Below are 21,951 nucleotides of genomic sequence, written 5' to 3'. Positions count from 1 at the left end.
TGATTTGAGTAAAAGTAAATAAACTTTTTATTCAAAATCATAAATTTAGGTTAATTTTTTTAAATATTCAGCTTTAAAGGTGAAAATATGGCTTTGACTGAACAGATGAAAAAATTTGCTCGGGCCAAACTAAAAAATGATCCCGTAACTGGAAAGCAACTGTCAAACAAGCAAGCGGCCATCGAAGCAGACTATTCTGAGAAGTCGGCAGGGTCAAAAGGAAGCCAGCTAGCTAAAAATCCCGAGGTAATTGCATATCTGGACGGGCTTTTGAAATTAGGGGGAGAGGGGGCGGGCCCTGCATTTGAATCCATGTCTTTAGGTGAAGCAGCTATACAAGCTGACATGAAAGAGATGGAGAGTGTAACAAACTCTTTAGAGTATTTGCGATCCATTTATAAAAACTCACGGCTTGAACGTAAGGTGAGAATTGAAGCTGCCAAAGCGGCTTTGCCATATGAGTTTGGCAAGGTTGGTGAAATGGGTATCAAAGAAGGTCGTGAGCAGGCTGCTGGCGAAGTCGCTAAAACAAGTAAATTCGCCACAGCTGACGAAAGACGTAAACAGCGTGAAAACCAAAGGGTGAGTTGATATGGGTTCGATGTTTCCAACATGGACGACGGCTTGTCCCGATTGGGAGCAAAGGATTTTATCTAAGCAGTCTTTAATCCCATGTGAACCGTTATTTAGAGATGAAGCTGAAATGGCTCTTGATGTGATCAAAGAACTTATTTTAGTGGATGTGGATTCAAAGCCTACAATTGGTGAGGTTACAGCTGAATGGGTCTTTGATTTTGTAAGCGTGATCTTTGGGGCTTACGATCCAGACTCGAAACAACGGCTTATTAATGAATTTTTCATGCTGATAAGCAAGAAGAATACTAAATCCACGCTTGCTGCAGGCATTATGCTGACAGCGATTATTTTGAATAGTCGTGAAGCAGCTGAATTTATTATTCTTGCGCCTACAAAAAAAGTTGCAGATAACAGCTTCACACCAATTAAAAATATGATTCGTGAAGATCCAGAGTTAAAGGCTCGTTTTAGCGTTTCAGAGCATACACGGACAATAACGGATCGTTACACGAAGGCAGTTCTAACGGTTGTTGCAGCGGAAACTGGTTCAAGTGCTGGCGCTAAAGGTGCATTTATTTTAGTCGATGAACTTTGGGTCTTTGGGGAACGCGCCAATGCTGAGTCTATGCTTGAAGAAGCAACGGGCGGGATGGCCTCATTTCCCGAAGGTTTTTTGATTTGGCTATCTACCCAATCAGATAAACCGCCAGCTGGCGTGTTTAAAAAGAAACTAGATTATGCTCGAAAGGTGCGTGATGGAGAAATTATCAATCCATCATTTTTGCCGCTGCTGTATGAATTCCCTCAGAGCATGATTGATGATGAAAGTTATCTTAACCCTGAATATTTCTATGTGACCAATCCAAACCTTGGCCGTTCAACTCATATTCGTTATCTGCTCAATAAATATGAGCAGGCAAAGGAAAGTGGTGATGATTCAGTTCAAATTTTCTTGGCGAAATATTTAAACGTCGAAATTGGCATGAACAAGCGTGCAGATCGATGGGCCGGTGCAGATTTTTGGATGCTCTCAGCATACAAAGATAAGCTTTTTGTAGAGTCTATTTTGGATCTTAGTGAAATATGTACTGCAGGGTTCGATGGTGGTGGCCTTGATGATATGTTTGGTATGTCGATTATTGGTCGAGATAAACATGATCGTTCACTTTGGTATTGCTGGAATCGTGCTTGGGTGCATCCTATTGCTTTAGAACGTCGTCAAGAGAATGCTCCAGCTTATAAGGATTTTGAAAAAGAAGGTGATTTGGTCATCGTAAAGAACGTTGGTGATGATGTTCGTCAAGCAGCTCAAATATGTAAGCGTATTTATGATGCAGGCAAGTTTCCTGAAAAGGCTGCTATCGGTTTGGATAAATTGGGGATGCCTTCACTTCAAGATGGATTGTTGGAAGAAATTCCATTCGAGTTATTGATTGGTGTACCGCAAGGTTATCAACTTTCGGGATACGTTCAAACAACTGAGCGAAAAGTTGCTGAAGGAAAGTTTCTGCATGCTGGACAGCGCATGATGAACTGGTGCGTTGGCAATGCGAAGGGTGTTTATCAGGGTAATGCAATGACGATTCGCAAGCAGGAATCAGGCAAAGGTAAAATTGATCCGTTAATAGCGACATTTAACGCGGTAGCACTGATGTCAGCAAATCCAGAGCAATCAGCGCAAAGTTATGGGGTATTTTTTGTATGACAAGAAATCAAAATATTCGGCAGGAAATTCGTCACCAGTTGGCAGTACAAAATCATTTAGGGGCCTGCACAACGACAGGCAAATCAGATAAAGAAATCGCTCACATAGATGAGCGATTTTTTTTGGCTTGTGAAAAGTTAGAAGCACTTCAAGCAGGCTTAAAGCGAAGTAAAAAATAGGAGTGCTTTACACATGAATCAAGCATATAGCTTGCTAACAATTAAATCGATTGATGAAGAAAAAGGAATAGTTTACGGCATCGCGACTACCCCAGCGACTGATCGTGTAGATGACGTTGTTGAACCTCAAGGTGCGAAGTTTACGTTGCCAATCCCTTTCCTCTGGCAGCACAACGATCAGAAACCTGTTGGAAATGTAATTCAGGCAGATGTCAAAGATGATGGCATTCATGTAGCAATTCAGATGGTATTGGCTGATCAGGTGAAGTCAGCTGAGCTTAAAGAACGTCTTCTTTTGGCTTGGGACAGTATTAAAACTGGCCTTGTACGCGGTCTTTCAATTCGCTTGCGTGGTCTCAAGGTCGCAGACATTCAGCATTCATGGGGTTTGCATTTCTTTGAATGGGAGTGGCTTGAGCTTTCTGCTGTGACTATTCCTGCAAATCAGGAAGCAACAATCACAAGCGTTAAATCCTTTTTTAAAGCTGAAGATCAGCAAAACAAACAAACACCCATTGCAGAGAAATCTGTTCCGTGTGTGCCGCCAGCAGCGGCTCAGCCTGAATCAAAACATGTAGTCGTGAAATTGGCTGAAACATCAAAATCTTTTGGAGTAAAACTCGTATGAAACTGGCTGAACAAATCAAAAAGTTAAAAGAAAATATTGGCTTAAAGCAGAATGAAATTGTTGAAAAATCAGGTAAACATATTTCTAAAGGCTTAACACCAGATGAAGCAACTGAAGCAGAAATCACACAGTTGCAGGCAGAAATTGATGTAATGGACACTAATTTGAAGCGTCTTGAAGGCATCGAAACCAATCAAAAAGCATGGGGCGATGATTCAACACCAATTGAAGGTGATACTTCTAAAAAAGGTTTGGATTCTACCCAAGGGAAAAAGCCTGTTATTGAAACTTCAAGCAACATTCCGAAAGGCATTGGTTTTGCATTGATGGTCAAAGCAATGGCAGTAGCTTCATCTTCAAATGGTTCAATTTCGGCAGATGCAGTTCTAAAAAATTGGGGTGCTCCGGAGTCTGTATGTAAAGCTGTGACTCAGAAAGCTTTGATTGGCAGTACGAGTGAGCCGACATTTGGCGCATCTTTAGTAGAGTTGCAACACTATACGGGTGAATTTATCGAATTGCTACGTGGAAAAACAGCAGTAGATAAACTAGCAGCAAAAATGCGTCAAGTTCCATTCAATATTAAAGTTCCATCGCAAACTGGAGCTGCTTCAGTTGGTTGGGTTGGTGAAAAGAAACGCAAACCGACAACCAATCCAACTTTTGGTAGTTTGACTCTGACCAAATCAAAAGTTGCAGGAATTGTATTGTTATCTGATGAGTTAGTGCGTTTTTCTAACCCGAAAGCGGACGGCCTTGTTTTAGATGATTTGCTCAAATCTACTGCAACATTTATTGATGGACAGTTTTTTGATCCCACTAAAGATGAATCGGATGATAGTCCTGCTTCAATTTTAAATGGACTTGATGCTGTGCCTAGTTCAGGTGTTACAGGTGCAGCAATCGAAGCGGATTTGGCTTTGGTTATGAAGCAGATTACTGATGCAGGTCTTAGCTTAGAAGGTGCAACGTGGGTGATGTCTGAAACTCGTGCTGCTCAGCTGAGTATGCTGCGTGATGCTTTGGGCAAAAAATACTTTGAAGGCATGAATATCAATGGTACTAAAGAGCTTGTGACATTGCCTGTTGAAATTTCAGCAGCATGTACTGATAAAATTGCGCTAGTGCTACCTGGTCAAATTTTGCTGGCAGATGATGATTCAATGGATTTTGCAATCAGTACAGAAGCAACTATTAACATGGGTACAGATGCGGCTCCTAATTGGGTCAATTTGTATGAAAATAATTTGATGGCCATTCGTGCAGAACGTTTTATTCGCTGGAAACCACGTGGCAAAGCTGCTGGCTATATTCAATTTTAGTCTTAAAATTAAATTGAACTTCCATAAAGCCCCTTTTTAAGGGGCTTTTTTGTTGAGTAGAGAAAATGCCAAAAGTTAAATATTTGAAAGATCTTTGCTCTGGTCGTACTGGAAATGTACATGATCTGCAGGACTATGAAGCAAATGTACTAATTCAATTGGGTGCAGCTGAAATTTTTGATGATTCAGAACAAACTGAAGCTGTACGTTTAGCAGCAGAACATGCTGAAGCTGCACGTCTGGCAGCTGAAAAAGAATATGAGCAGATACCGCCAGATGCTTTATTAAATTTAAATGGTCGTCCTGTAGTAGATGACTTTTGTGATATGGCTCAGCAACTAGAACCGTTACCAGAAACCGAAAAGCCTGCCAAAAAAGGCTCAAAAGCGTCTAAATAAGGGTGAATTTAATGGGTCTTTTTAGCAATATGTTTCGCAAAAAATCCTTATCACCGGTAAATGGCGGTGGCGGATGGCGAATACTGGAACCATTCATGGGCGCATGGCAGCGAAATATAGAGCTAAATCGTGAAGACTTACTTTCATTTCATGCTGTTTTTGCCTGCATTTCTATCATTTCAAAGGATATAGGTAAACTTCCTTTGGAGCTTCGCAAAAAAGAAAACGGGGTTTGGGTCAAAACCAAGGACAAAAACCTACCATTCTTTGAAAAACCAAATCATTTTCAAACCATGCAGCAGTTTCTTGAGTATTACATCATTTCCAAAGAAACTCGTGGCAACACTTATGTGCTCAAGTTAAGAAACTTCAAAGGTGATGTAGAGCAGCTGATTGTACTTAATCCTGACAATGTTACGCCTTTGGTCAGCGATGACGGTGATGTGTTCTACAAAGTGGGCATTGATAAGCTGGCTAAATTGCAAGAATCAATCATTCTTCCAGCATCTGAAATTATCCACGATCGTTGGAACTGTTTGTACCATCCGCTGGTTGGGATTAGCCCTTTGGTCGCTTGTGGTTTATCGGCTTCACAAGGCACGGCCATTCAAAAGTATGGCGCAAAATTCTTTGGTAATAATGGGCGTCCAAGCGGTATTTTGACAATGCCAGGGAAAATATCTAAAGAAGATGCGCAAACAATCAAAGAAAACTGGGAAGCCAATTATTCTGGTGAAAATATTGGCAAAACAGCAGTACTTGGCGGTGATGTGAAATACATTGCGATGTCTATGCCAGCTGCAGATGCGCAAATGATCGAGCAGCATAAATGGTCTGCTGAAATTTGTTGTTCTGTTATTAATGTCCCACCTTGGAAAATTGGCATTGGTAGTATTCCACAGGGGCAAAAAGTTGAAGACATGGAGCGGATCTATCTGAATAGTTGTTTGCAAAGTCCAATTGAAGCGATTGAAAACTGCTTTGATGCGGCCTTCGATTTGAAAGCCAAAGGCTACGAAGTATTTCTTGATCTTTCAACTTTGCTTCGCATGGACAGTATTTCGCAAATGAACTTTTATTCGCTTGGCGTGCAGCGCGGTATTTTTGCACCAAACGAAGCGCGGGCAGTATTCAATTACGAACCTAAAACTGGCGGTGATACGCCATATATACAACAGCAAAACTATTCACTTGAAGCGATTTCGAAGCGTGATTCGAAAGATGATCCCTTTGCTTCAGCTTCAGGGAAATCAAATGGAGATGGTGATGCCTCTAACAGTGAATGACGTTGCGCGTCATCTTCGCTATGACGATGACGATATTGTGGCTTTAGACCTGAAATCCATTATGGACAGTGCAGAGCAAGCTGTAAAAGATCATGTGCTGACGAAATATGATCCTGAAAACAAAATTCAGCAGCGGGCAGTTTTGATGATGTGCGGGTATTTCGATGAGCATCGCGGTGTAAATAAAGACACGCCATCAAATGATGGATTTTTGCCGCAGCCAGTGAAAGATTTGCTATCGAAATATTATGTTCCTTTGGTGGTGTGAAATGACCTGTTCAGGATGTGAGGAAAGACGTGAGTGGATTAGAAAACACACCCAGCGCGCAAAGCTGCGAATGCAAAAACTGCTGCAGCAGCTTGGTGCATCAAATGTTGGAAACAATAAACAACCAAACTCAGCAGATCACAGCACTGATCAATAGTCACGCTGAGCAAAACAAAGTTTTGGCGCAAATTGTTGATCAAAATAACGAACTGATTGCTGAGCTTATACAAGATGATGAGGATAATGAATCTTCATTATCCGGATATTTGGATGGCTAGATTATGAATTTAGCAAGTGAATTACGCCATCGTGTGATGATTCAACAAAAAGGGCCTGATCGTGATGCAGATGGCTATCCGATCCATGTAGCTTGGACTGAATACAAAAAACTCTGGGCTAAAGTGACGCATCTGTCCGGCAAGGATTTGATTGCGGCACAGGCGAATCAATCCAAAGTCGTTGCCCGCTTAAAACTGCGTTATCGTGAAGATATTAATACGACTATGCGCGTTGTTTATAAGGACAAAATTTACGCAATTGATAGCCAAGCCTTAGAAGACAATAATAGCGGCAACGAATACATCACTTTTTTACTTTCTCAAGGTACAGAGCACGCCTAAGGCGGGTGATATGTCAGTTGAATTTAAAATAAAAGGATTGGATAAGGTTAAGCCTAAATTAGATCAATTGGCCAATCCTAAAAAAGCAAAATCTATTGCACGTAAAGCAGCCCGTAAAGCAATGAACATTGTAAGAGATGCGGCTCGTACAAATGCAAAGTCAATTGATGACCCTGAAACTGTCGCAATGATTCATAAAAATATTGCAGTTCAGGCAGGGAAAACTCAAAGTGCTAACGATATTAAAATGCGCGTTGGTATTAGAGGAGGCGCAAGTCAAAACCAGCATTCGATCAGCACAGCTGGGTTGAGCGGTGGAGATACTCGGCACTGGCGTTATATAGAGTTTGGAACTAAATATCAGCCTGCCATTCCTTTTATGCGAATTGCATTTTTTAATAATTTTAATGCCGTGACAACCAAATTTGCTGAAGAGTTTAATGCAGAGCTGGATAAGGAGTTAGCATCATGACGGTTGAAATTTCACGAGCGCTTAAGGCGGATGATATTTTGGGGCCATTACTGGGTGTGCGTATTTTCCCGAATACTGCAGACTTGGATACACCTGTTCCATATATCGTTTTTCAGGGAATCGGTTCCGATCCTGAACATGCTATAGATTGTGGTGCAGTGAATGATAATAACCAGTATCAATTTTCGGTTTGGCATGACGATATTCAAGAAGCTGAAAGAATTCGTTCACGTGCAGTAAAAGTGTTAGAAAAGATTGGTTTTTTCTATCAAGGAAAGCATCCAGATAATGAAGATTTTGAAACAAAACTGTTTGGCCGCGGCTGGGATATGAGTTACTGGTCGGGAGTATGAGTCATTAATTAATTTGTTTTATATACCACCGAAAGGTGGTTTTTTTATGCCAAAAATTTGAGGAGTAGCTACTCATGGCAGCACAAAAGAAAGGTGTTTTATCTAATGGTACAGCAGTGTGGATCGTCCATGGCACTGTACCGACATTAACCAAAATGGGTTGTATTAAAGCTTTGGTACTTGGTGATGATAGCGCATCAGAAGTTGACACGACTTGCTTGGAAGAAACCAGTACAAAAACTTCTGAGTATGGTTTGGTGACACCGGGTGAAGGTTCTATTCAAATTGATACCGACCCGAAAAATGGTTCACATATGAAATTGCTTGAATTGGCGGCAGCTAAGGAAAAAGTAGAAGTATATGTGGGCTGGTCGGATGGTATTTCAGAGCCAACATTGACTGGCAGTGATATTGAGCTTCCTGAAACACGAACTTGGTCAAGTTTTGAAGCAATCTTGCGAAAAGGCTCACCAGTGTTTGCTGTAGATGCAATGGTGAATCACACGATTCCAATGAAGCGCCAAACTGAAGTGATTGATCAATTTAAGGTGTCGCCATAATGAAAAAATTAAGTTCAACTGATCTATTAGGTCTTTCGGATAAAATTTCTACGGAGTTAGTGCCTAAAGAAATTGTATTTACCATTGATGGTAAAGATTACACAGCTGATATCGCAGTAAAACGCTTAAGCTTTGATGAAGCGGTAGATTTGACTCGCGGGAAAGATCTAACAGATATGCTCGTGGCGGATCTGCATAAGCTTCGTGTGCAAAAAACGATTTATAATGCAGATACAAATGAGCCGTGTTTTCCAACGCTTGAAAGTGTAGGTAAACCTGTTCCAGCCATTATTGATGCGATGTATAAAGCATCTGAAGTGGTCAATGATTTTACGGGGAAGCAGCAGATCAAGCACTTGAAGAAAATGAATTCTGGTGCGAACTCGTCAGCTGCGGAATCGGTGGAAACACGATCAGAGACGCAAAGCGAAACTTAGATAATGCTGAGCTTCAAATATGGAGAGCCTTTCGTAAAAAAAGAGGCTCTTTGTTTTTTGGTCGCAGAATAGAGCAAGGCTTTGGGAACTGGATGGCACACTACACGATGTTTAAAGTGAAAGATCCTGAAAGTGTTTCTGCTTTGGCCTATATGCCGCATGAAGATGTACCAGAAAAGTCTTTTGAAGAAGAACGTATGAAAGCGATTAGAAAGAAATCCGCTTAAGTAGGTTTTGATTATCAAGATAATTTTTTTGCACCTTAGTTCAATCTATTGCCAATTTTAGGAAGATTGAATTGGCGCGGTGTATAGTAGATAAATTAAGCAATACATAATATCCTCATTGAACTTTTGGGTTTAATGGGGATTTTTTATGATGTGGGTTTTAATTATCTTAGTGGCCGTTGCTCTGGTGGGGTATTTAGTAACACAAGAATTGAAAAAAAGTGGTGACTTTGAAAAATATGTGCCTGCGCCGAAAACTCCTGGTACAACTAAGGGACGATTACCAAGTCCTACTTATGAAACTAAGCCAGTACAGAAAAGCCAAAAGTACAAACTGGTCTATGACGGTGCTTATGACTTTGAATCATACACATTTGAAATAGTGGGCGAGGCATCATATCAATCTAATATTGAACGGTTTGCTGTTAAGCGAGATGGTAAAGGCAGTTTTACTGAAGTCGAGGCAAGAATTATTAGAGATCTTAATAATAGTTATGATAAAAATGCCACCAAAGTAGATATTAATGGCTTAACTGTTGGATATTTTGCTCGGAATAATGCTGAAAGTTGGGTTAAGCTTTTGGGGCGATTAAATATGTCCGATAACTCTGAAGTATTTGTTAATGCTGTAATTGTTGGCGGTCGCAGTGAAGATTATAAATTTGGTGTTAGATTGGATATGCCATCAAGAGTGGCAAATTCGGCAAAATATATACAACTGGGTTAAGGAATTAACATGAAGAAGATAATAATTCTGGGTGTATTCTTATATCCTGCTGTTGTATTTGGAGATATCTCAAAATCAGAATTTTGCAAAGATATATCTTCCTATGCTGAATTGGTGATGGAAAAAAGGCAAAATGGCATGTCTATTAAAACATTGCTTTTGGCCGTAAGTAGATCTAGTAGTAGTGATAGTGTTAAAGAGCTCATGGAATCAATTGTTGAGGGAGCGTTTAGTACCCCTGCTTATTCTTTAGAAAAAAATAAAACTAAAGCAATAAATGAATATTCCGCAAAAATATATTTAGATTGTAAGAGGCATCTTAAGTGATTTAAATATATCTAACTAACCGCTCAAAGGCGGTTTTTTTACGTCTAGAGGAAAGTATATGGCTACTAAGCTTGGAACATTAACGCTTGATTTAATTGCCAAAACTGCCGGTTTTACTGAACCAATGAAAAAGGCCGGTGATACTGCAGAGCGCGAATCTAAACGTATTGAAAACAGCGCGGGTTCTGCGATTGAAATGATCAAAGGTTTAGGGGTTACAGCATTGGCAGGCTTTACTGTTGGTTCAGTGATCAGCATGGCAGATGAATATACCCAGATGGCAGCGCAGATCCGCAATGCAACCAGCAGTCAGCAAGAATATAACCAAGTTCAAGAACATCTTTTGCAAACCGCAAATACCACATACCGTCCTTTAAAAGAGGCGCAGCAGGTTTATTTAGATGTTGGTGGTGCTTTAAAGGCTTATGGTGAAACGACAGAGCGCTCTTTGCGTATTACAGACAGTCTGTCATTTTCATTTACGCATAATGCAACGGCTGCAGATAAAGCAGCCAGTGCAACTGATGCTTATATGAAAAGCATCTATAGCGGCAAAGTTTCAGGTGATGCTTGGATTTCAATCTTGTCTGCTGTTCCAAGTATTGTTGGAGATTTATCAAAGAGTTTAAATAAATCTGAAGCTGATATTTTGTCTATGGGTAATGCTGGAAAATTAAGCACAAAAGATTTAAATAATGCACTTGATGCAAGCCGTGAAAAAAGTGAAGCGCTGGCCAACAGTATGGAGAATAGTCTTGCTGATGGATTTACAGTGCTATCAAATGCTGTGACTGATTATTTAGGTAAAGCAAACGAATCAACTTCTGCGACTGGAATGATGGCTGGAGCATTGGGCATTTTAGCTGGAAATTTAGAAACTGTTGCAAATGTTGCGATGTTGGGTGGTGTGGCCTATTTGACAAAACGAATTGCTGAACAATCCGTCGCTGTTCGTGAAGCTATAATCGCATCTACAGCCAGAGCAGCTGCTGCAGAAGCAGAGGCTGCTAGTCAAGCTCGTCTATTGGCATTAGAGGTTCAGCGAAGCCGTCAAGCTGCTGCACAAACACTAACGGAACTTAATCTTGCACGAGCGGAAATGAATTCGGCAACAACACGTCAAGAACGTGCTGCAGCAACAATGCGTCTAACCCAAGCAGAAATTGCACACAACATAGCGATGAAGCAATCGGCTGCTGCTGTGGCAACGCAAGTAGCTGCAGAATCTGAACTTACTGCAGCACGCACAGCAAGTTCAAGGGCGTTGGCTTTAGTAGGCGGGCCGATTGGTGCAATCACTATCGGTGTGACTGCGCTGGCCGCTGGGTATATGTATTTAAGCGATAATTCAGAGAAATCAACAAAATCATTGCGAGAAAATAATGAAGCTGTTGGTGATGCGGTGATTAAATATCGTGAATTAAATAGTATTCAGCGTGACGCACAAATAGCCGCTGAGCGTCAGAAACTAGAAGAACTTAATGAAGCATACAGACAAGCATCTGCCGAACTAATGGTTTATGCCAGTAATATGGGCAATATGGGGGAAATTGTTACTGAATCTCAAGTTGAGTTATCAAAGTTATTTGCTGAATATAAGAAAACTGGTGATTTGGATGCATTCAATACTTCTGTTCAGAACTCAAGCAGGGTATCACAAGTTGCAAAAGACAAAACGGCAAATTTTGCAAAAGCTGTTTATGAGGCCGGCACTGAAGCAAAAACTCAAAAAGATTTTATTGCACAATTATCTGGGGAGCTAAACGGAACTGCAAATGCTGGCCATAATGCAGCAACAGGTGTGCGCAATTTAGCTTCTGCTCTGAATGAAGTAAACACGAAATTAAGTTCTGATGTTTTTTCAGCAAAACTGCAGAACGCATTTGAAAAGCAAGGGAAGTCAAGTCAATCTGCTGCTCGATGGACAGAAGTTTATAATGAGAATGCCAAGAATGGTTTTAAGGGTGTAACGATTGAGCAAAAGAAAATGCTTGACCAGCTTGATGCTGTAGATAAACAGCGTGAGGCTCGTCAAAAAGCCGCTCAAGCAGCAGCGAGTAATTCTGCCAAGTCATCAAAAGCAGCCCTGTCGCAACAGGCTAAAGATGCTAAAGAGGCAGAGCGTTTGAAGGAGCAGCAGGCTAATGCACGTGAGCGAATTGCGTATGAATTCGCAACTCGTGAGATGCAGATTGAAAAAGACTTAGCTGCTAAGATTGAGGAGATACGAAAAGCCAAATTTAGTGTAGGTGATACAAGTGGCTTTATTCAAAATGCTACGCAGAGAGCAAGCCTTGAAAAGCAACTTTATATTGAAATACTTGCTGCTGATCTAAATGAATGGCAAGAGACTGCGACGGAAAAACTTGACCGGCAAGTGAAAATTAATTCATTAAGAATTCAATTGGATTCTCAAATGAATGATGAGCTTAAAGAGCAAGCTTTAAAATCATTGGCTGATAAGAGTAATGCTGAAATTGAAAAAATTAGGATTGCTCAATCTAAGCAGCTGCTTGAAGCAAAACGACACTGGATATCTGCTGCTGACTACGCCAAAGAATATTACGCATTAGTACGAGAAGAGATTCTCAATACTGCTGAATATTCACCTGAAATGAAGCAAAGTCTTGTTAAAGAGGCGAACTTTAGTCAAGGTTTAGAATCAAACGCTGAGCGTGAACAGGTATGGGGAGACTACAAGTCCATGATGGGCTTGGATAAATCGCCATACCAAGAAGATATGGATCTTTTAGCAGAAGCACGTAAACACATGCTACTGACAGAAGAGGAGTATCAACAACAGCGTTTGGCCATGCAAATGTCATACGGTGCCCAGTACGGCGCAGATTTTGCAGGCATGATGATGGGGTTGGTTGATTCATCAAGTTCGGCTTATGCCATTCTTGGTGGTGTTCAAAAAAGCTTTGCATTGTTCTCTACCGCAATGAATAGTTATCAAGCTATTTCGGCAGCTTGGGCGTCAGCACCGTTTCCATACAATATGCCTGCGATTACAATGGCAACTATAGAAACTGGTTTGCTTCAGGCTGCGGTTTCAGCGTTGAGTCCGGTTGGTTATGCGACTGGTGGCCATATCACTGGGAAGGGTACTGGTACGAGTGATGAAATCCCAATTATGGCTTCAAACGGTGAGTTCATGATGCGAACCGCAGCCGTAAATATGCTTGGTCTTGATACGTTGAACTTTATGAATCAAACCGGCAGATTGCCAAATGCTTATGCAGATGGTGGATCAATCGCACTTGATGCGCCTAAATTGTTGAACCCTCAACAAAATAAGGATTTGACTAACTATCTTTCCCAAGCCCAAAACTCAAGTGGTCAATCCCAAGTAAACCTAAACCCGAACTTCGTTATTGTAGATGAGCGTGAAAGTCTGAGTGATTACTTATTCAGTCCTGATGGCACAAAAGCATTTGTGAAGTTCTTTAAACGAAACCGTTCAGCCTTGGGTGTTTAACTCAGGGTTATTTTTGAGGACAAAATGAAAATACAAACCAAATATGGCGAAGTACACGTATTAACAAATTGCCCTCTACTTGATTCGACCGAGCGCTTAGAGTTTAAAACCGAGGTGCATGAATCGTTTGATGGTAGTGAAATTCGATACATTCAGCGTGATGCACCACGTCAAGTCTTGAGCTTCAACTATGTGAATATGCGTAAAGCCATGGGTGATATGTTCCACATGCTCTATGCAAATTTGCGTAAACAGTGGGGTATTCCACTGCCGCAATTTCGACAGCTCATTCCAGATATGGTGAATAGTGATTTCATCATCATGAACACGACAGCACACCAAGCCGACCTTAAAGTCGGTTTTATTTTGCTTGAAAGTTCTGAGGGTGCTCAAGTTGCTGAGATTGTGAGCATAGGTCGTTACATCATTGTGCAAGAAGAAATTCGAGATCCTGAAACGCAAGAAATCATTCAAGAATTGATTACTGAATATCAGGACGGCTTTCGACTTGCAGCTAATGTGACAGCAACCAATGCATCAATCATGCCGCTGCGGATCTGTATCATCGATGGTGATGCATCAATCAATACTGGCGGTTTTTGGTCCAACTCAAGTGTAGTTTTTCGTGTGATTGCAGAGGATTCGCCTGAATTTGCAGCTGATATGCCTGAGCAATTCCTTGGTGATGATATTTACTTCAAGCCGTTGTTGTTGGATGGCAGCTCATTAGAAATGACACTGACGCAGCATCAAAATATTGTCGATGGTGATGTTGGTGGCTTTCAGGATTTTACGCATTGGGCTAAACCACGATATTTGAAACCATTCAAGTCGTTACTGAGTGATTGGAACCAATACACGGAATATCGCAAGTTTCTATTTCGTCGAATGGGGCGTTATCAGCTATTTTGGATGCCGTTATATGAGAAACATTTGAATATCCTCAATACTGGCAACATTACAACTTCACTCAGTACAAATACAAAGTATTTGCTTGAAGCGGATCGTAAACACATTGCTGTGAAACGCAAAGACGGCACTTGGACAGCACACACGATTACTGCAAAAACAGGCGGTTCACTCACTGTATCGCCAGCAATCAATGCTCAACGCAGCAACATTCAAACAATCTGCTATTTAGGTTTACATCGCCTTGATGCGGACCAAATTGAATTTCAATTTTTAGGCGCACATAAAACGCAAGTCACAGTGCCAATTGTGGAGCTTTCATCATGAAAACGAGAGCGGAACTTTATCAATTTAAGCACGGTACTCGCACGTGGTATTTCACCAATCAGCGTAAAGTAATCACACACGCAGGTATTGAATATCTACCAATTCGCGGTCTTTCACGCACTGCGATTGAAGATGAAAGCATTGATAAGTGTGATACCGAAGTGACGCTACCGCAAATGAGCTTATTGAATGCTGAAGGTGAAAACCTTGCTGCAGTATTTGCAGGGAAAATCTTTTATGGCGGTGTGACGGTCACAATCCTGGAGCTATACCAAAACGAAACCTTGGTATTACATAAAGGCCGTGTGACGCAGCCGAAATTTGATGAAGATGCAGACACGCTGACACTGGTATGTGAAACAGGTGAATCGTACTTAAACCGCAATATCCTGACGCGCAAATTTCAGTCTTCGTGTCCAAACTCAATTTACGACCGCTGGTGTGGTTTGGATTTCGAAAAGATGTCATTTGAAGTTGTGGTCACAGCGGTATCAGGTTTGGTTGTAAGTTTTAGTGTGGTGCCAACACAGGTGCTCGATGAGCAGGGTAATCCGGTCTTTGAACAAATCCCTGTTTTAGATGAACTAGGTCAACCTGTTTTAGATGGTCAAGGCAATCCGACTTATGAAGATGGTGCACCAGTCATGGAAACCAAAGCATATCCAGCAGCATGGCTGAATTTAGGCCTGTTAGTGAAAGATGGTGTTTACACCACAATCACGTCGGGCGGTGGAAATTCTCTAAACCTTTATCGTCAGCACGTCGGTTTAAAAGTCGGTGATGTGGTGCGTGTGGCACCGGGCTGTGATCAATCATTAAAAACATGCCATGAAAAACTCAGCAACAGCCTTAATTTTGCTGGGCATCCATTCATTCCGAGTCAAAACCCATTGGAAACACAGTTAATTAAGTGAGTTAAAGCATGGATATACAACACATCATAGCTCATTACGACGTTTCTCAGATTCAGCACACAAAAGCCATTGCACCCATAATTGTCGGGATGATTATCTCGGCTGTGATTTCTGTTGCTGTTGGAGTTTACAACTTCTTGCAAATGCGAAAGCAGCAGAAAAAGAACCAACAAAAGCCAAATCAACTTGATGGAACAATCGCTGATGAAGGTACTTCATTTAGTGACATTGCAGGCAGCCCTCATATGTATGGGAACATCACCCATATTTGGGGTCAAAAAACAACTGCAATCAAAAGCAAAGGCGGGAAGAAATGAAAAAAGTTTTCCTAAAACACCTTAGACCAGGTTACTGCTGGCCAGGCACTAAGGAATTTTTTTTGCGTCACGGAATTGATCCAGATGACTTTCTGCGCAACGGCATTAGTGCTGAGCGGCTTATTGAAACAAAAGATCTAATGGCAATCAAATTAGCTGAAAGAGCTATTGAAGTTGAGGTGGTGAAGAATGGGCAGCAGCAGTAAACAAGTAACAGGCTATCGCTATTTTGCCAATTTCCTTTTATTTATTGGCAACCCAATTGAAAAAGTGCTTGGGATAAATTTTGACAAACGAGGATGGCAAACCCCATTAATTGACGATCGAGATAACCCACTTGCGGTTGGTGAAGTTAAACTACCAAACCTATTTGGCGAAAATGAAGGTGGTGTTGCAGGGAAAATTCATGCACGTTACGGCACTGCAAACCCTCAACCTGTCGATTTTTACAGCAGTTATTTGGCTAAAAATGATCTGCCACCGCTTGCGTATCCGTATCAATCATGCCTAGCATTTAAAGATTTTTACCTGGGTAACTCAGGCTATATGAAAGAAATGCTGTTGTGGCCGAAGCGCACTAGAATTCGCAATGATGGTCGTGAGCAATGGTACGCAACCAGTGTGGAAAGACCATGGGTTTGTGAGATACCTCAAACTCATTTTTATGCAAGTGAATCAAAACAGTACATAAGCCATGTTGTTAGAATTCCAGTACACATTAACTCATTCGGAAATGTGCTGCCGTACACGCAAAGTGATGCGAGAGATTACAATCCAGGCAGTGAAATTGTTTTATCTTTTGCATATGCGCCAATATTTAGCAGTGGTGGAAGTTATGATGATAGAAGTATAGAGGTATCTATCACATTCAGTCTTGAAAATGTAACTGGCTTACATGAGGTAAATGCAGAATTTGTTGCAAGGGGTGAGCAGGTATTGGTTGAGCCAATTGGCTCATGGTTAGAGTTTAGTGTTTCAAGTGAAAAGGATGAATCTACAGCACTTAGAACTGTAATAGTAAAAGGAATTATGAATGCTGGTGGAGTGCTAGGAATCTCTATTCATTGCATCAAGCCTGACTTGGCTATGAATAATACCTGGGGGTTATTCTATAGTTGTGATTATTTTAGATTAAGCAAAACTGACGGAAATTTTAAAACAAAGACGGAAGCTCCGGACATCAACCCGATTCACAAAATTCGCGAAATTCTCACTGATGACACAGCAATGAGTAAGCCTGAGTCCGATGTAAATGACATAAACTTTATGAAAGCAGCAGATCGAATCTGGGATGAAGGTCTTGGTATTTCATGGTCAATTACTGAAAAAAATTGTTTAGAAGCGATTAAAGAGATTTGCGGGCATATTGAGGCGGGGGAGCGAATAAATCGACAAACTGGCCTTTATGAAGTTGTTTTGTTTCGTGATGATTGGTTTGAAGAAAGTGAAATCCACACCATTGCTATCAATAAAATTAAAAGCATGTCGCTTGAGATTGCCAATGCCGACGAAGCAATTAATCAACTCAACGTGAGTTACTACAATCAAGATGCAATCAAAACCTCATCATTTTCTATTTCAGAAAATGCATCGATTCGAAACTTGCAAGGTCGAGTAAACGCTGAAGATGCAGATTTTCCATATTTCATGAATCAGCGAAATGCTGCGATTGTGGCGCAATGGAAATTAAAGCAAATGTCATCACCGATGTGGAAGGGCTCTTTCATGACGGCTGAATACAATGCGCGAAAATGGAATCGTTATGACCTTCTAAAATTAGCTTGGCCACGCAAATGGCAAGGTGAAATTACTGTTCGGATCATGAAAATTAATCTTGGTACGGGTGCTGATGTATCGATTGATTTTGTTGAAGTTGTGCCTTATTCAAGTCAATTATGGTCTGATGTTGTTATTGATGAGCCAATTGATGTTGGTGTACAGCCGCCTTTAGCATGTCCATACGAGCCATTTGAAATGCCTTATTACTTGGCTGTTATGGCACTTGGTCAGCGTCAAGTTGATGAAGAGCTAAGTTATGAAAATAACTTTGGATTAGTTGGTGTTGTAGCTCAAAAGCCACAATCCAATTCTCTTTATGCTGTGATGATGACGCACGACGGCACAGAAGGCGAGGAATGGCTTCGTGCTGCGACAATTAACTATGAGCCTACTGCTGAACTTGATCAGATCATTTCGAGAACATCAACGAGTTTTGTGGTTAAAGATAGTGCTGCAATTTCAGGTTTGCCAATTAGCACATTAATTAAATGTGGTAGCGACTGGATTGGAACACCGAGTGAATGGATGGTGTTTGAAGGCATGGATCCATATACGGGTGTTGTAAGCGTAAAACGTGGTGCACTTGATTCGTTGCCGCAAGAATGGGGAGCAGGTACAAAACTTTATTTCTGTGGAAATGATGTTGCTTTTGATTCGACCGAGTATGTTTTAGGTGAGGAAGTTCTTGTTTCTGCACTTACTACAACACCATCTGGAATGCTTGAGAATAAAGGCTCGATTGGCATTGATATGAAAGCGAGAGCATTTAGGCCGTACCCACCGGCAAATGTGAAAATCAATGGAAATTATTTTCCAGAAACTCACGTTATTTCTAACGATATTTTGTTGACTTGGGCGCATCGAAACCGCGTTCAGCAAACTGGTGGTGAAATTATTGGTTGGTATGAAGGTGGCTTAACAGTTGAAAATGGAGTGACTTACTCACTTGAACTATCAACTGTTCAAGAGGGGGTTATTTACAGCACAAATGGGATTAGTTTAGATAGGCACACAATACCAGCGTCAGCGCTTTTGCAAAATAAAGCACATAAATTAAAACTTCGGTCGATGCGTGAAGGATTTAAATCTTATCAAATATTTGAACACAACTTCTTTGTTGAATCTGTAAGCTTAGTTCTTGCTGCTACCGCATCAAAAGATAAAGTTATGGGTTCAACAGTACCAACCGCAAATATTTCTGTAAATGTGGATGAGTCATTAAAAGCGAATATGCGCTTTGATGGTTTGAGCATCAGTGGTAAAGCAGAACCTGGGGCAACTATTACAATTGAAATTAAGGAGTAAAAATGGCGACTTATACAGGGGGAGCAGATGCAAATGGGGACTTTATAGTCCCTTTTTCAGCTTCTTATACAAGTGGGCAAAAAGTCACTGTGACTGCTGAAAAAGAAGGTGCAACAAAATCTATTGAACTCTTTGCTCCGAGTAATACAACAGGCGGAGGTGTTATTCAAATAGATGGATCATTTGTTGATTTCCCTCTCAATATTACGGATGTTACTTTAAGTGCTGAAATTGAAGGTACGATTCAGAGACATTCCTTTAGACCAAATGGTGACACACAAAATAGATCCATATGGACATATGCAAAAAGTTTAAAAATACTTGGTAATGTAACTCGAATTAATACTTATGCATTTTACGGCTGGAAGGATGCTACAAACTTAGAATTACCTGAGTCTCTGCAAATTATTGAATCGTACGCTTTCTCAAGCTGGGGGAAAGCTCTAGGTTTAACTATTCCAGACCAAGTTACCTCAATTCCCCAAGATTGTTTCTATGGTTGGAATAGTGCTAAAAAACTATACTTGCCTGCTGCTATTGCGAGCATAGGGGAGCGAGCATTTTACGAGTGGCTTTCTTGTGATGAGATTATCTGCATGGCGCTAGTACCACCAGCTATCACATCAAGTAGTTTTTCTAATCTCAAATCAACCTGCATCATTAAAGTCCCTGCTGCTTCAGTCGCAGCATACCAAGCAGCAGCAAACTGGTCAGCATTTGCAGCACGCATACAGGCTATTTAGCATGACGACGAAAAATAGATTTCAATTTGCATTCGCATAGCACCTTTCAGGGTGCTTTTTTATTGCCAAAAATTAGGGGGCGACATGTCTGAAACGACAGCAGCGGTGGCAGAAACATCGGTTGCGGCTTTAGGATCCAAAGTTACATTAGGCGGCAGTGCGACAAGTGCAGCTGCTTTTTTTATGGGCATTAATTGGGTTGGTTGGTTGTCGTTAGGCATAGCGATACTTGGCTTAATCATTAATGCGTACTTTTCTTGGCAGCGCAATCAGCGCGAAAAAGAAATTCACGAGCTTACAAAGCGAAAATTAAACAACGAGTGTAGAACAGAGGTAATGAATGAAACTAATCGATAACTGGAAGCAGGCTTGGAAACTCAAGTCAGTACAAGTGGGCGCATTAAGCGCCTTTTTTTATGCCCTAATGTATGCGGCTTTTGAATTATTATGGTTATTTGGCTCCAACTTTCCACAATTTTGGGCAGCAGTACCACAAGAAATTAAAGAGCTATTGCCGCATTCGTGGGTGTTATGGCTTGGCTTTTTGAATAATATTTTAAGTGTTATTTCGAGATTGAAATATCAACCTGAACTGCACGATGTAAATCAATTTGTGACAATTACAGCAGGGCATAGCAACTCCGATCCGGGTGCAGTTAATGGTAAATATAAAGAAGCTGAATTGGTGCGACAATTCCGAAATGCTGTAGCACATTATCTTGCAGCTGCAGGTCTGACTTATAAAACTGATGGCGCAGGCACAATCAATCTCCCTCTTACAAATGCTATCGCATTGGCGAAAGGTGCATCGATCGCAATCGAATTCCATATGAATGCATCTACAAATAGCCAAGCAAATGGCATTGAGACAATTGCTCTCCCTAAAGATAAGATCTTGGCTCAAAAATTATCTAAAGCTGTGGCTGATGTATTTGGATCTCGATTGCGTGGACAGAATGGCTGGATTGATCAATCAGAGTCAGCACGTGGACGGCTTGGATTTATCAATGCTGGTGGCTTGATTGTAGAGCTTGGCTTTATTTCAAATGCGACAGAACTTGCAACATTTCATTCAAAATATTGGTCAGCTGCGAAAGCTGTTGCTCAAGTAATTATCGAACATGAAAAAGCCCTCACTTGAGGGCTTTATTCATCAGTTACCCTTAATATGTCCAAGTATTGAGTTATAATTTCATTGTACAAAAACATAGTAAGATCATTCGTAAAGTAATTGAAGTAATCATCTAATACGTTAGTGGTGATTCGCTCTTCCCATACTTTATGAAAATTATCTTCTCTAATTCCAATTTTATTTAATGACTCAATCTTTTTGCGTAGGTCATTGGTTTTGGGGTCTTCAGGTTTTTTATGAATCACATAATGTAGTTCATTCATATCCAAAATTATTTGATTCAAATATACGACGATCTCATGTTCAAATTCCCAAATTTCATTACTGAGTTGTCTCAACTCAACCACGGCAAACTCTTCACGACGAATTTTTATTTTCCACTTATAAAATTGGGTTCTATTGGAATTTATTCTATTTAAGATATCTTGGACTTGTTTTTTTATCACAAGCACATAATTTACTTGAATTTCGTTCTTTTTCATTTCACGCCAATCATTAAATAATAAAGACGCAACATAAGCCGTTGCAAGAGTTGCCGCCCCACCAAAAAAACTCATGGAAACTGAAAATGATTTATCCAATACCTCGGAAAATCCAAGGTTTGTTTGAGAATAAAAACAAAAAGCCAAAGCAAAAATTGGAAAAATAATTAAGAAGCAGAGGAAAATTACCGTTTGGACCTTATCTTTTATGCTTTTCGCATAACTATCACTCATTAACTATCTCCACGCCTTCCCAGAAATCACCCTTCTTTTTCGCCAAGAAAATGTTTGCATCCCGAACACTCATAAAATATTTTGCTTTCTCATAATCACTAGTCCAATACCAACCCGATTGATCTACAAAATTCACTTCTGATAATTCCCAATAATCAAGACCCTCTTCTTGTTTTACATAGGAGAGATACTTTTTATTTTTCTTCATGACAATCATAGTTAGCGTCCGTATCTTAAGATGAT

The 21,951-nt window shown here is 40.6% G+C and carries 28 protein-coding genes; 26 read left to right on the top strand and 2 right to left on the bottom strand.

Annotation, left to right across the window (positions count from 1 at the left end):
- The first annotated feature begins 87 nt into the window (after nucleotides 1-87).
- From B1202_RS02460 to B1202_RS02340, 26 genes are all read left to right on the top strand, one after another.
- Nucleotides 88-591: a terminase small subunit gene (locus tag B1202_RS02460; protein WP_078188994.1), complete on the top strand. Its 504-nt coding sequence runs from the start codon at nucleotides 88-90 to the stop codon at nucleotides 589-591.
- A gap of 1 nt (nucleotide 592) precedes the next feature.
- A complete protein-coding gene (locus tag B1202_RS02455; RefSeq protein WP_078188993.1) occupies nucleotides 593-2,281 on the top strand; it encodes a terminase large subunit in 1,689 nt (562 codons plus the stop codon).
- Complete coding sequence (locus tag B1202_RS02450) at nucleotides 2,278-2,460, top strand: hypothetical protein (protein ID WP_078188992.1); 183 nt, start codon at nucleotides 2,278-2,280, stop codon at nucleotides 2,458-2,460. Before B1202_RS02455 ends, B1202_RS02450 begins: the two co-directional genes overlap by 4 nt.
- A gap of 13 nt (nucleotides 2,461-2,473) precedes the next feature.
- Nucleotides 2,474-3,088, top strand: a complete 615-nt coding sequence (locus tag B1202_RS02445) for an HK97 family phage prohead protease (protein ID WP_078188991.1) — start codon at nucleotides 2,474-2,476, stop codon at nucleotides 3,086-3,088.
- Nucleotides 3,085-4,410: a phage major capsid protein gene (locus tag B1202_RS02440; protein ID WP_078188990.1), complete on the top strand. Its 1,326-nt coding sequence runs from the start codon at nucleotides 3,085-3,087 to the stop codon at nucleotides 4,408-4,410. The genes B1202_RS02445 and B1202_RS02440 overlap by 4 nt, the downstream gene beginning before the upstream one ends.
- A 65-nt stretch (nucleotides 4,411-4,475) precedes the next feature.
- Nucleotides 4,476-4,808, top strand: coding sequence for a hypothetical protein (locus B1202_RS02435; RefSeq protein ID WP_078188989.1), 333 nt, complete (start codon nucleotides 4,476-4,478; stop codon nucleotides 4,806-4,808).
- 11 nt (nucleotides 4,809-4,819) lie between these two features.
- Nucleotides 4,820-6,094: a phage portal protein gene (locus tag B1202_RS02430; RefSeq protein ID WP_078188988.1), complete on the top strand. Its 1,275-nt coding sequence runs from the start codon at nucleotides 4,820-4,822 to the stop codon at nucleotides 6,092-6,094.
- Complete coding sequence (locus B1202_RS02425; protein WP_078188987.1) at nucleotides 6,075-6,362, top strand: head-tail connector protein; 288 nt, start codon at nucleotides 6,075-6,077, stop codon at nucleotides 6,360-6,362. The genes B1202_RS02430 and B1202_RS02425 overlap by 20 nt, the downstream gene beginning before the upstream one ends.
- A gap of 104 nt (nucleotides 6,363-6,466) precedes the next feature.
- Nucleotides 6,467-6,640 carry a hypothetical protein gene (locus tag B1202_RS16415; protein WP_171262569.1) on the top strand — a complete coding sequence of 58 codons (174 nt, stop codon included), beginning with the start codon at nucleotides 6,467-6,469 and terminating at the stop codon, nucleotides 6,638-6,640.
- 3 nt (nucleotides 6,641-6,643) lie between these two features.
- The gene (locus B1202_RS02420) at nucleotides 6,644-6,982 is read left to right on the top strand and encodes a phage head closure protein (protein WP_078188986.1); all 339 of its coding nucleotides are present in this window, start codon (nucleotides 6,644-6,646) and stop codon (nucleotides 6,980-6,982) included.
- A gap of 10 nt (nucleotides 6,983-6,992) precedes the next feature.
- Nucleotides 6,993-7,454 (top strand): HK97-gp10 family putative phage morphogenesis protein, encoded by a 462-nt coding sequence (locus tag B1202_RS02415; RefSeq protein WP_078188985.1) that lies wholly within the window; start codon nucleotides 6,993-6,995, stop codon nucleotides 7,452-7,454.
- A complete protein-coding gene (gene gp17 / locus B1202_RS02410; RefSeq protein WP_078188984.1) occupies nucleotides 7,451-7,807 on the top strand; it encodes a tail completion protein gp17 in 357 nt (118 codons plus the stop codon). Before B1202_RS02415 ends, gp17 begins: the two co-directional genes overlap by 4 nt.
- A 74-nt stretch (nucleotides 7,808-7,881) precedes the next feature.
- Nucleotides 7,882-8,367 carry a phage tail tube protein gene (locus tag B1202_RS02405; protein ID WP_078188983.1) on the top strand — a complete coding sequence of 162 codons (486 nt, stop codon included), beginning with the start codon at nucleotides 7,882-7,884 and terminating at the stop codon, nucleotides 8,365-8,367.
- On the top strand, nucleotides 8,367-8,804 hold the full coding sequence (locus tag B1202_RS02400; RefSeq protein WP_078188982.1) for a hypothetical protein: 438 nt from the start codon (nucleotides 8,367-8,369) through the stop codon (nucleotides 8,802-8,804). Before B1202_RS02405 ends, B1202_RS02400 begins: the two co-directional genes overlap by 1 nt.
- Before the next feature lie 92 nt (nucleotides 8,805-8,896).
- Complete coding sequence (locus B1202_RS16755; RefSeq protein ID WP_283774093.1) at nucleotides 8,897-9,031, top strand: hypothetical protein; 135 nt, start codon at nucleotides 8,897-8,899, stop codon at nucleotides 9,029-9,031.
- Nucleotides 9,032-9,179: 148 nt separating this feature from the next.
- Nucleotides 9,180-9,758 carry a hypothetical protein gene (locus tag B1202_RS02390; RefSeq protein ID WP_078188980.1) on the top strand — a complete coding sequence of 193 codons (579 nt, stop codon included), beginning with the start codon at nucleotides 9,180-9,182 and terminating at the stop codon, nucleotides 9,756-9,758.
- A gap of 9 nt (nucleotides 9,759-9,767) precedes the next feature.
- Nucleotides 9,768-10,085: a hypothetical protein gene (locus tag B1202_RS02385; protein WP_078188979.1), complete on the top strand. Its 318-nt coding sequence runs from the start codon at nucleotides 9,768-9,770 to the stop codon at nucleotides 10,083-10,085.
- Nucleotides 10,086-10,143: 58 nt separating this feature from the next.
- Entirely contained in the window at nucleotides 10,144-13,566 is a 3,423-nt protein-coding gene (locus B1202_RS02380) for a tape measure protein (protein ID WP_078188978.1), read from the top strand.
- Between the two features lie 24 nt (nucleotides 13,567-13,590).
- Nucleotides 13,591-14,802, top strand: a complete 1,212-nt coding sequence (locus B1202_RS02375) for a hypothetical protein (protein WP_078188977.1) — start codon at nucleotides 13,591-13,593, stop codon at nucleotides 14,800-14,802.
- Entirely contained in the window at nucleotides 14,799-15,716 is a 918-nt protein-coding gene (locus tag B1202_RS02370) for a phage BR0599 family protein (RefSeq protein ID WP_078188976.1), read from the top strand. Before B1202_RS02375 ends, B1202_RS02370 begins: the two co-directional genes overlap by 4 nt.
- A gap of 8 nt (nucleotides 15,717-15,724) precedes the next feature.
- A complete protein-coding gene (locus B1202_RS02365; RefSeq protein WP_228144728.1) occupies nucleotides 15,725-16,033 on the top strand; it encodes a hypothetical protein in 309 nt (102 codons plus the stop codon).
- The gene (locus B1202_RS02360) at nucleotides 16,030-16,239 is read left to right on the top strand and encodes a hypothetical protein (protein WP_078188975.1); all 210 of its coding nucleotides are present in this window, start codon (nucleotides 16,030-16,032) and stop codon (nucleotides 16,237-16,239) included. The genes B1202_RS02365 and B1202_RS02360 overlap by 4 nt, the downstream gene beginning before the upstream one ends.
- Nucleotides 16,223-19,117, top strand: coding sequence for a phage tail protein (locus B1202_RS02355; RefSeq protein WP_078188974.1), 2,895 nt, complete (start codon nucleotides 16,223-16,225; stop codon nucleotides 19,115-19,117). Before B1202_RS02360 ends, B1202_RS02355 begins: the two co-directional genes overlap by 17 nt.
- A gap of 2 nt (nucleotides 19,118-19,119) precedes the next feature.
- On the top strand, nucleotides 19,120-19,860 hold the full coding sequence (locus B1202_RS02350) for a leucine-rich repeat domain-containing protein (RefSeq protein ID WP_078188973.1): 741 nt from the start codon (nucleotides 19,120-19,122) through the stop codon (nucleotides 19,858-19,860).
- An 84-nt stretch (nucleotides 19,861-19,944) separates the two neighbouring features.
- Nucleotides 19,945-20,217, top strand: a complete 273-nt coding sequence (locus B1202_RS02345) for a holin (protein WP_078188972.1) — start codon at nucleotides 19,945-19,947, stop codon at nucleotides 20,215-20,217.
- Nucleotides 20,201-21,001 (top strand): N-acetylmuramoyl-L-alanine amidase, encoded by an 801-nt coding sequence (locus tag B1202_RS02340; RefSeq protein ID WP_078188971.1) that lies wholly within the window; start codon nucleotides 20,201-20,203, stop codon nucleotides 20,999-21,001. Before B1202_RS02345 ends, B1202_RS02340 begins: the two co-directional genes overlap by 17 nt.
- Nucleotides 21,002-21,006: 5 nt before the next feature.
- On the opposite strand, the gene B1202_RS02335 is transcribed toward B1202_RS02340, so the two are convergent.
- Both B1202_RS02335 and B1202_RS02330 read right to left on the bottom strand, forming a co-directional pair.
- Entirely contained in the window at nucleotides 21,007-21,708 is a 702-nt protein-coding gene (locus B1202_RS02335; RefSeq protein WP_078188970.1) for a hypothetical protein, read from the bottom strand.
- Nucleotides 21,701-21,925 (bottom strand): hypothetical protein, encoded by a 225-nt coding sequence (locus B1202_RS02330; protein WP_078188969.1) that lies wholly within the window; start codon nucleotides 21,923-21,925, stop codon nucleotides 21,701-21,703. The genes B1202_RS02335 and B1202_RS02330 overlap by 8 nt, the downstream gene beginning before the upstream one ends.
- Nucleotides 21,926-21,951: the final 26 nt, after the last annotated feature.

This window comes from Acinetobacter amyesii, assembly GCF_002018365.1.
GTDB lineage: Bacteria > Pseudomonadota > Gammaproteobacteria > Pseudomonadales > Moraxellaceae > Acinetobacter > Acinetobacter amyesii.
The sequence above is the reverse complement of the archived record's forward strand: the minus strand, read 5'-3'. Positions and strand labels throughout refer to the sequence as shown.

Excerpts from the sequence above, each read along its gene's own strand:
- B1202_RS02460 (WP_078188994.1), top strand. The coding sequence starts at position 88 with ATGGCTTTGACTGAACAGATGAAAAAATTTGCTCGGGCCAAACTAAAA.
- B1202_RS02455 (WP_078188993.1), top strand. The coding sequence starts at position 593 with ATGGGTTCGATGTTTCCAACATGGACGACGGCTTGTCCCGATTGGGAG.
- B1202_RS02450 (WP_078188992.1), top strand. The coding sequence starts at position 2,278 with ATGACAAGAAATCAAAATATTCGGCAGGAAATTCGTCACCAGTTGGCA.
- B1202_RS02445 (WP_078188991.1), top strand. The coding sequence starts at position 2,474 with ATGAATCAAGCATATAGCTTGCTAACAATTAAATCGATTGATGAAGAA.
- B1202_RS02440 (WP_078188990.1), top strand. The coding sequence starts at position 3,085 with ATGAAACTGGCTGAACAAATCAAAAAGTTAAAAGAAAATATTGGCTTA.
- B1202_RS02435 (WP_078188989.1), top strand. The coding sequence starts at position 4,476 with ATGCCAAAAGTTAAATATTTGAAAGATCTTTGCTCTGGTCGTACTGGA.
- B1202_RS02430 (WP_078188988.1), top strand. The coding sequence starts at position 4,820 with ATGGGTCTTTTTAGCAATATGTTTCGCAAAAAATCCTTATCACCGGTA.
- B1202_RS02425 (WP_078188987.1), top strand. The coding sequence starts at position 6,075 with ATGCCTCTAACAGTGAATGACGTTGCGCGTCATCTTCGCTATGACGAT.
- B1202_RS16415 (WP_171262569.1), top strand. The coding sequence starts at position 6,467 with ATGTTGGAAACAATAAACAACCAAACTCAGCAGATCACAGCACTGATC.
- B1202_RS02420 (WP_078188986.1), top strand. The coding sequence starts at position 6,644 with ATGAATTTAGCAAGTGAATTACGCCATCGTGTGATGATTCAACAAAAA.
- B1202_RS02415 (WP_078188985.1), top strand. The coding sequence starts at position 6,993 with ATGTCAGTTGAATTTAAAATAAAAGGATTGGATAAGGTTAAGCCTAAA.
- gp17 (WP_078188984.1), top strand. The coding sequence starts at position 7,451 with ATGACGGTTGAAATTTCACGAGCGCTTAAGGCGGATGATATTTTGGGG.
- B1202_RS02405 (WP_078188983.1), top strand. The coding sequence starts at position 7,882 with ATGGCAGCACAAAAGAAAGGTGTTTTATCTAATGGTACAGCAGTGTGG.
- B1202_RS02400 (WP_078188982.1), top strand. The coding sequence starts at position 8,367 with ATGAAAAAATTAAGTTCAACTGATCTATTAGGTCTTTCGGATAAAATT.
- B1202_RS16755 (WP_283774093.1), top strand. The coding sequence starts at position 8,897 with ATGGCACACTACACGATGTTTAAAGTGAAAGATCCTGAAAGTGTTTCT.
- B1202_RS02390 (WP_078188980.1), top strand. The coding sequence starts at position 9,180 with ATGATGTGGGTTTTAATTATCTTAGTGGCCGTTGCTCTGGTGGGGTAT.
- B1202_RS02385 (WP_078188979.1), top strand. The coding sequence starts at position 9,768 with ATGAAGAAGATAATAATTCTGGGTGTATTCTTATATCCTGCTGTTGTA.
- B1202_RS02380 (WP_078188978.1), top strand. The coding sequence starts at position 10,144 with ATGGCTACTAAGCTTGGAACATTAACGCTTGATTTAATTGCCAAAACT.
- B1202_RS02375 (WP_078188977.1), top strand. The coding sequence starts at position 13,591 with ATGAAAATACAAACCAAATATGGCGAAGTACACGTATTAACAAATTGC.
- B1202_RS02370 (WP_078188976.1), top strand. The coding sequence starts at position 14,799 with ATGAAAACGAGAGCGGAACTTTATCAATTTAAGCACGGTACTCGCACG.
- B1202_RS02365 (WP_228144728.1), top strand. The coding sequence starts at position 15,725 with ATGGATATACAACACATCATAGCTCATTACGACGTTTCTCAGATTCAG.
- B1202_RS02360 (WP_078188975.1), top strand. The coding sequence starts at position 16,030 with ATGAAAAAAGTTTTCCTAAAACACCTTAGACCAGGTTACTGCTGGCCA.
- B1202_RS02355 (WP_078188974.1), top strand. The coding sequence starts at position 16,223 with ATGGGCAGCAGCAGTAAACAAGTAACAGGCTATCGCTATTTTGCCAAT.
- B1202_RS02350 (WP_078188973.1), top strand. The coding sequence starts at position 19,120 with ATGGCGACTTATACAGGGGGAGCAGATGCAAATGGGGACTTTATAGTC.
- B1202_RS02345 (WP_078188972.1), top strand. The coding sequence starts at position 19,945 with ATGTCTGAAACGACAGCAGCGGTGGCAGAAACATCGGTTGCGGCTTTA.
- B1202_RS02340 (WP_078188971.1), top strand. The coding sequence starts at position 20,201 with ATGAAACTAATCGATAACTGGAAGCAGGCTTGGAAACTCAAGTCAGTA.
- B1202_RS02335 (WP_078188970.1), bottom strand. The coding sequence starts at position 21,708 with ATGAGTGATAGTTATGCGAAAAGCATAAAAGATAAGGTCCAAACGGTA.
- B1202_RS02330 (WP_078188969.1), bottom strand. The coding sequence starts at position 21,925 with ATGATTGTCATGAAGAAAAATAAAAAGTATCTCTCCTATGTAAAACAA.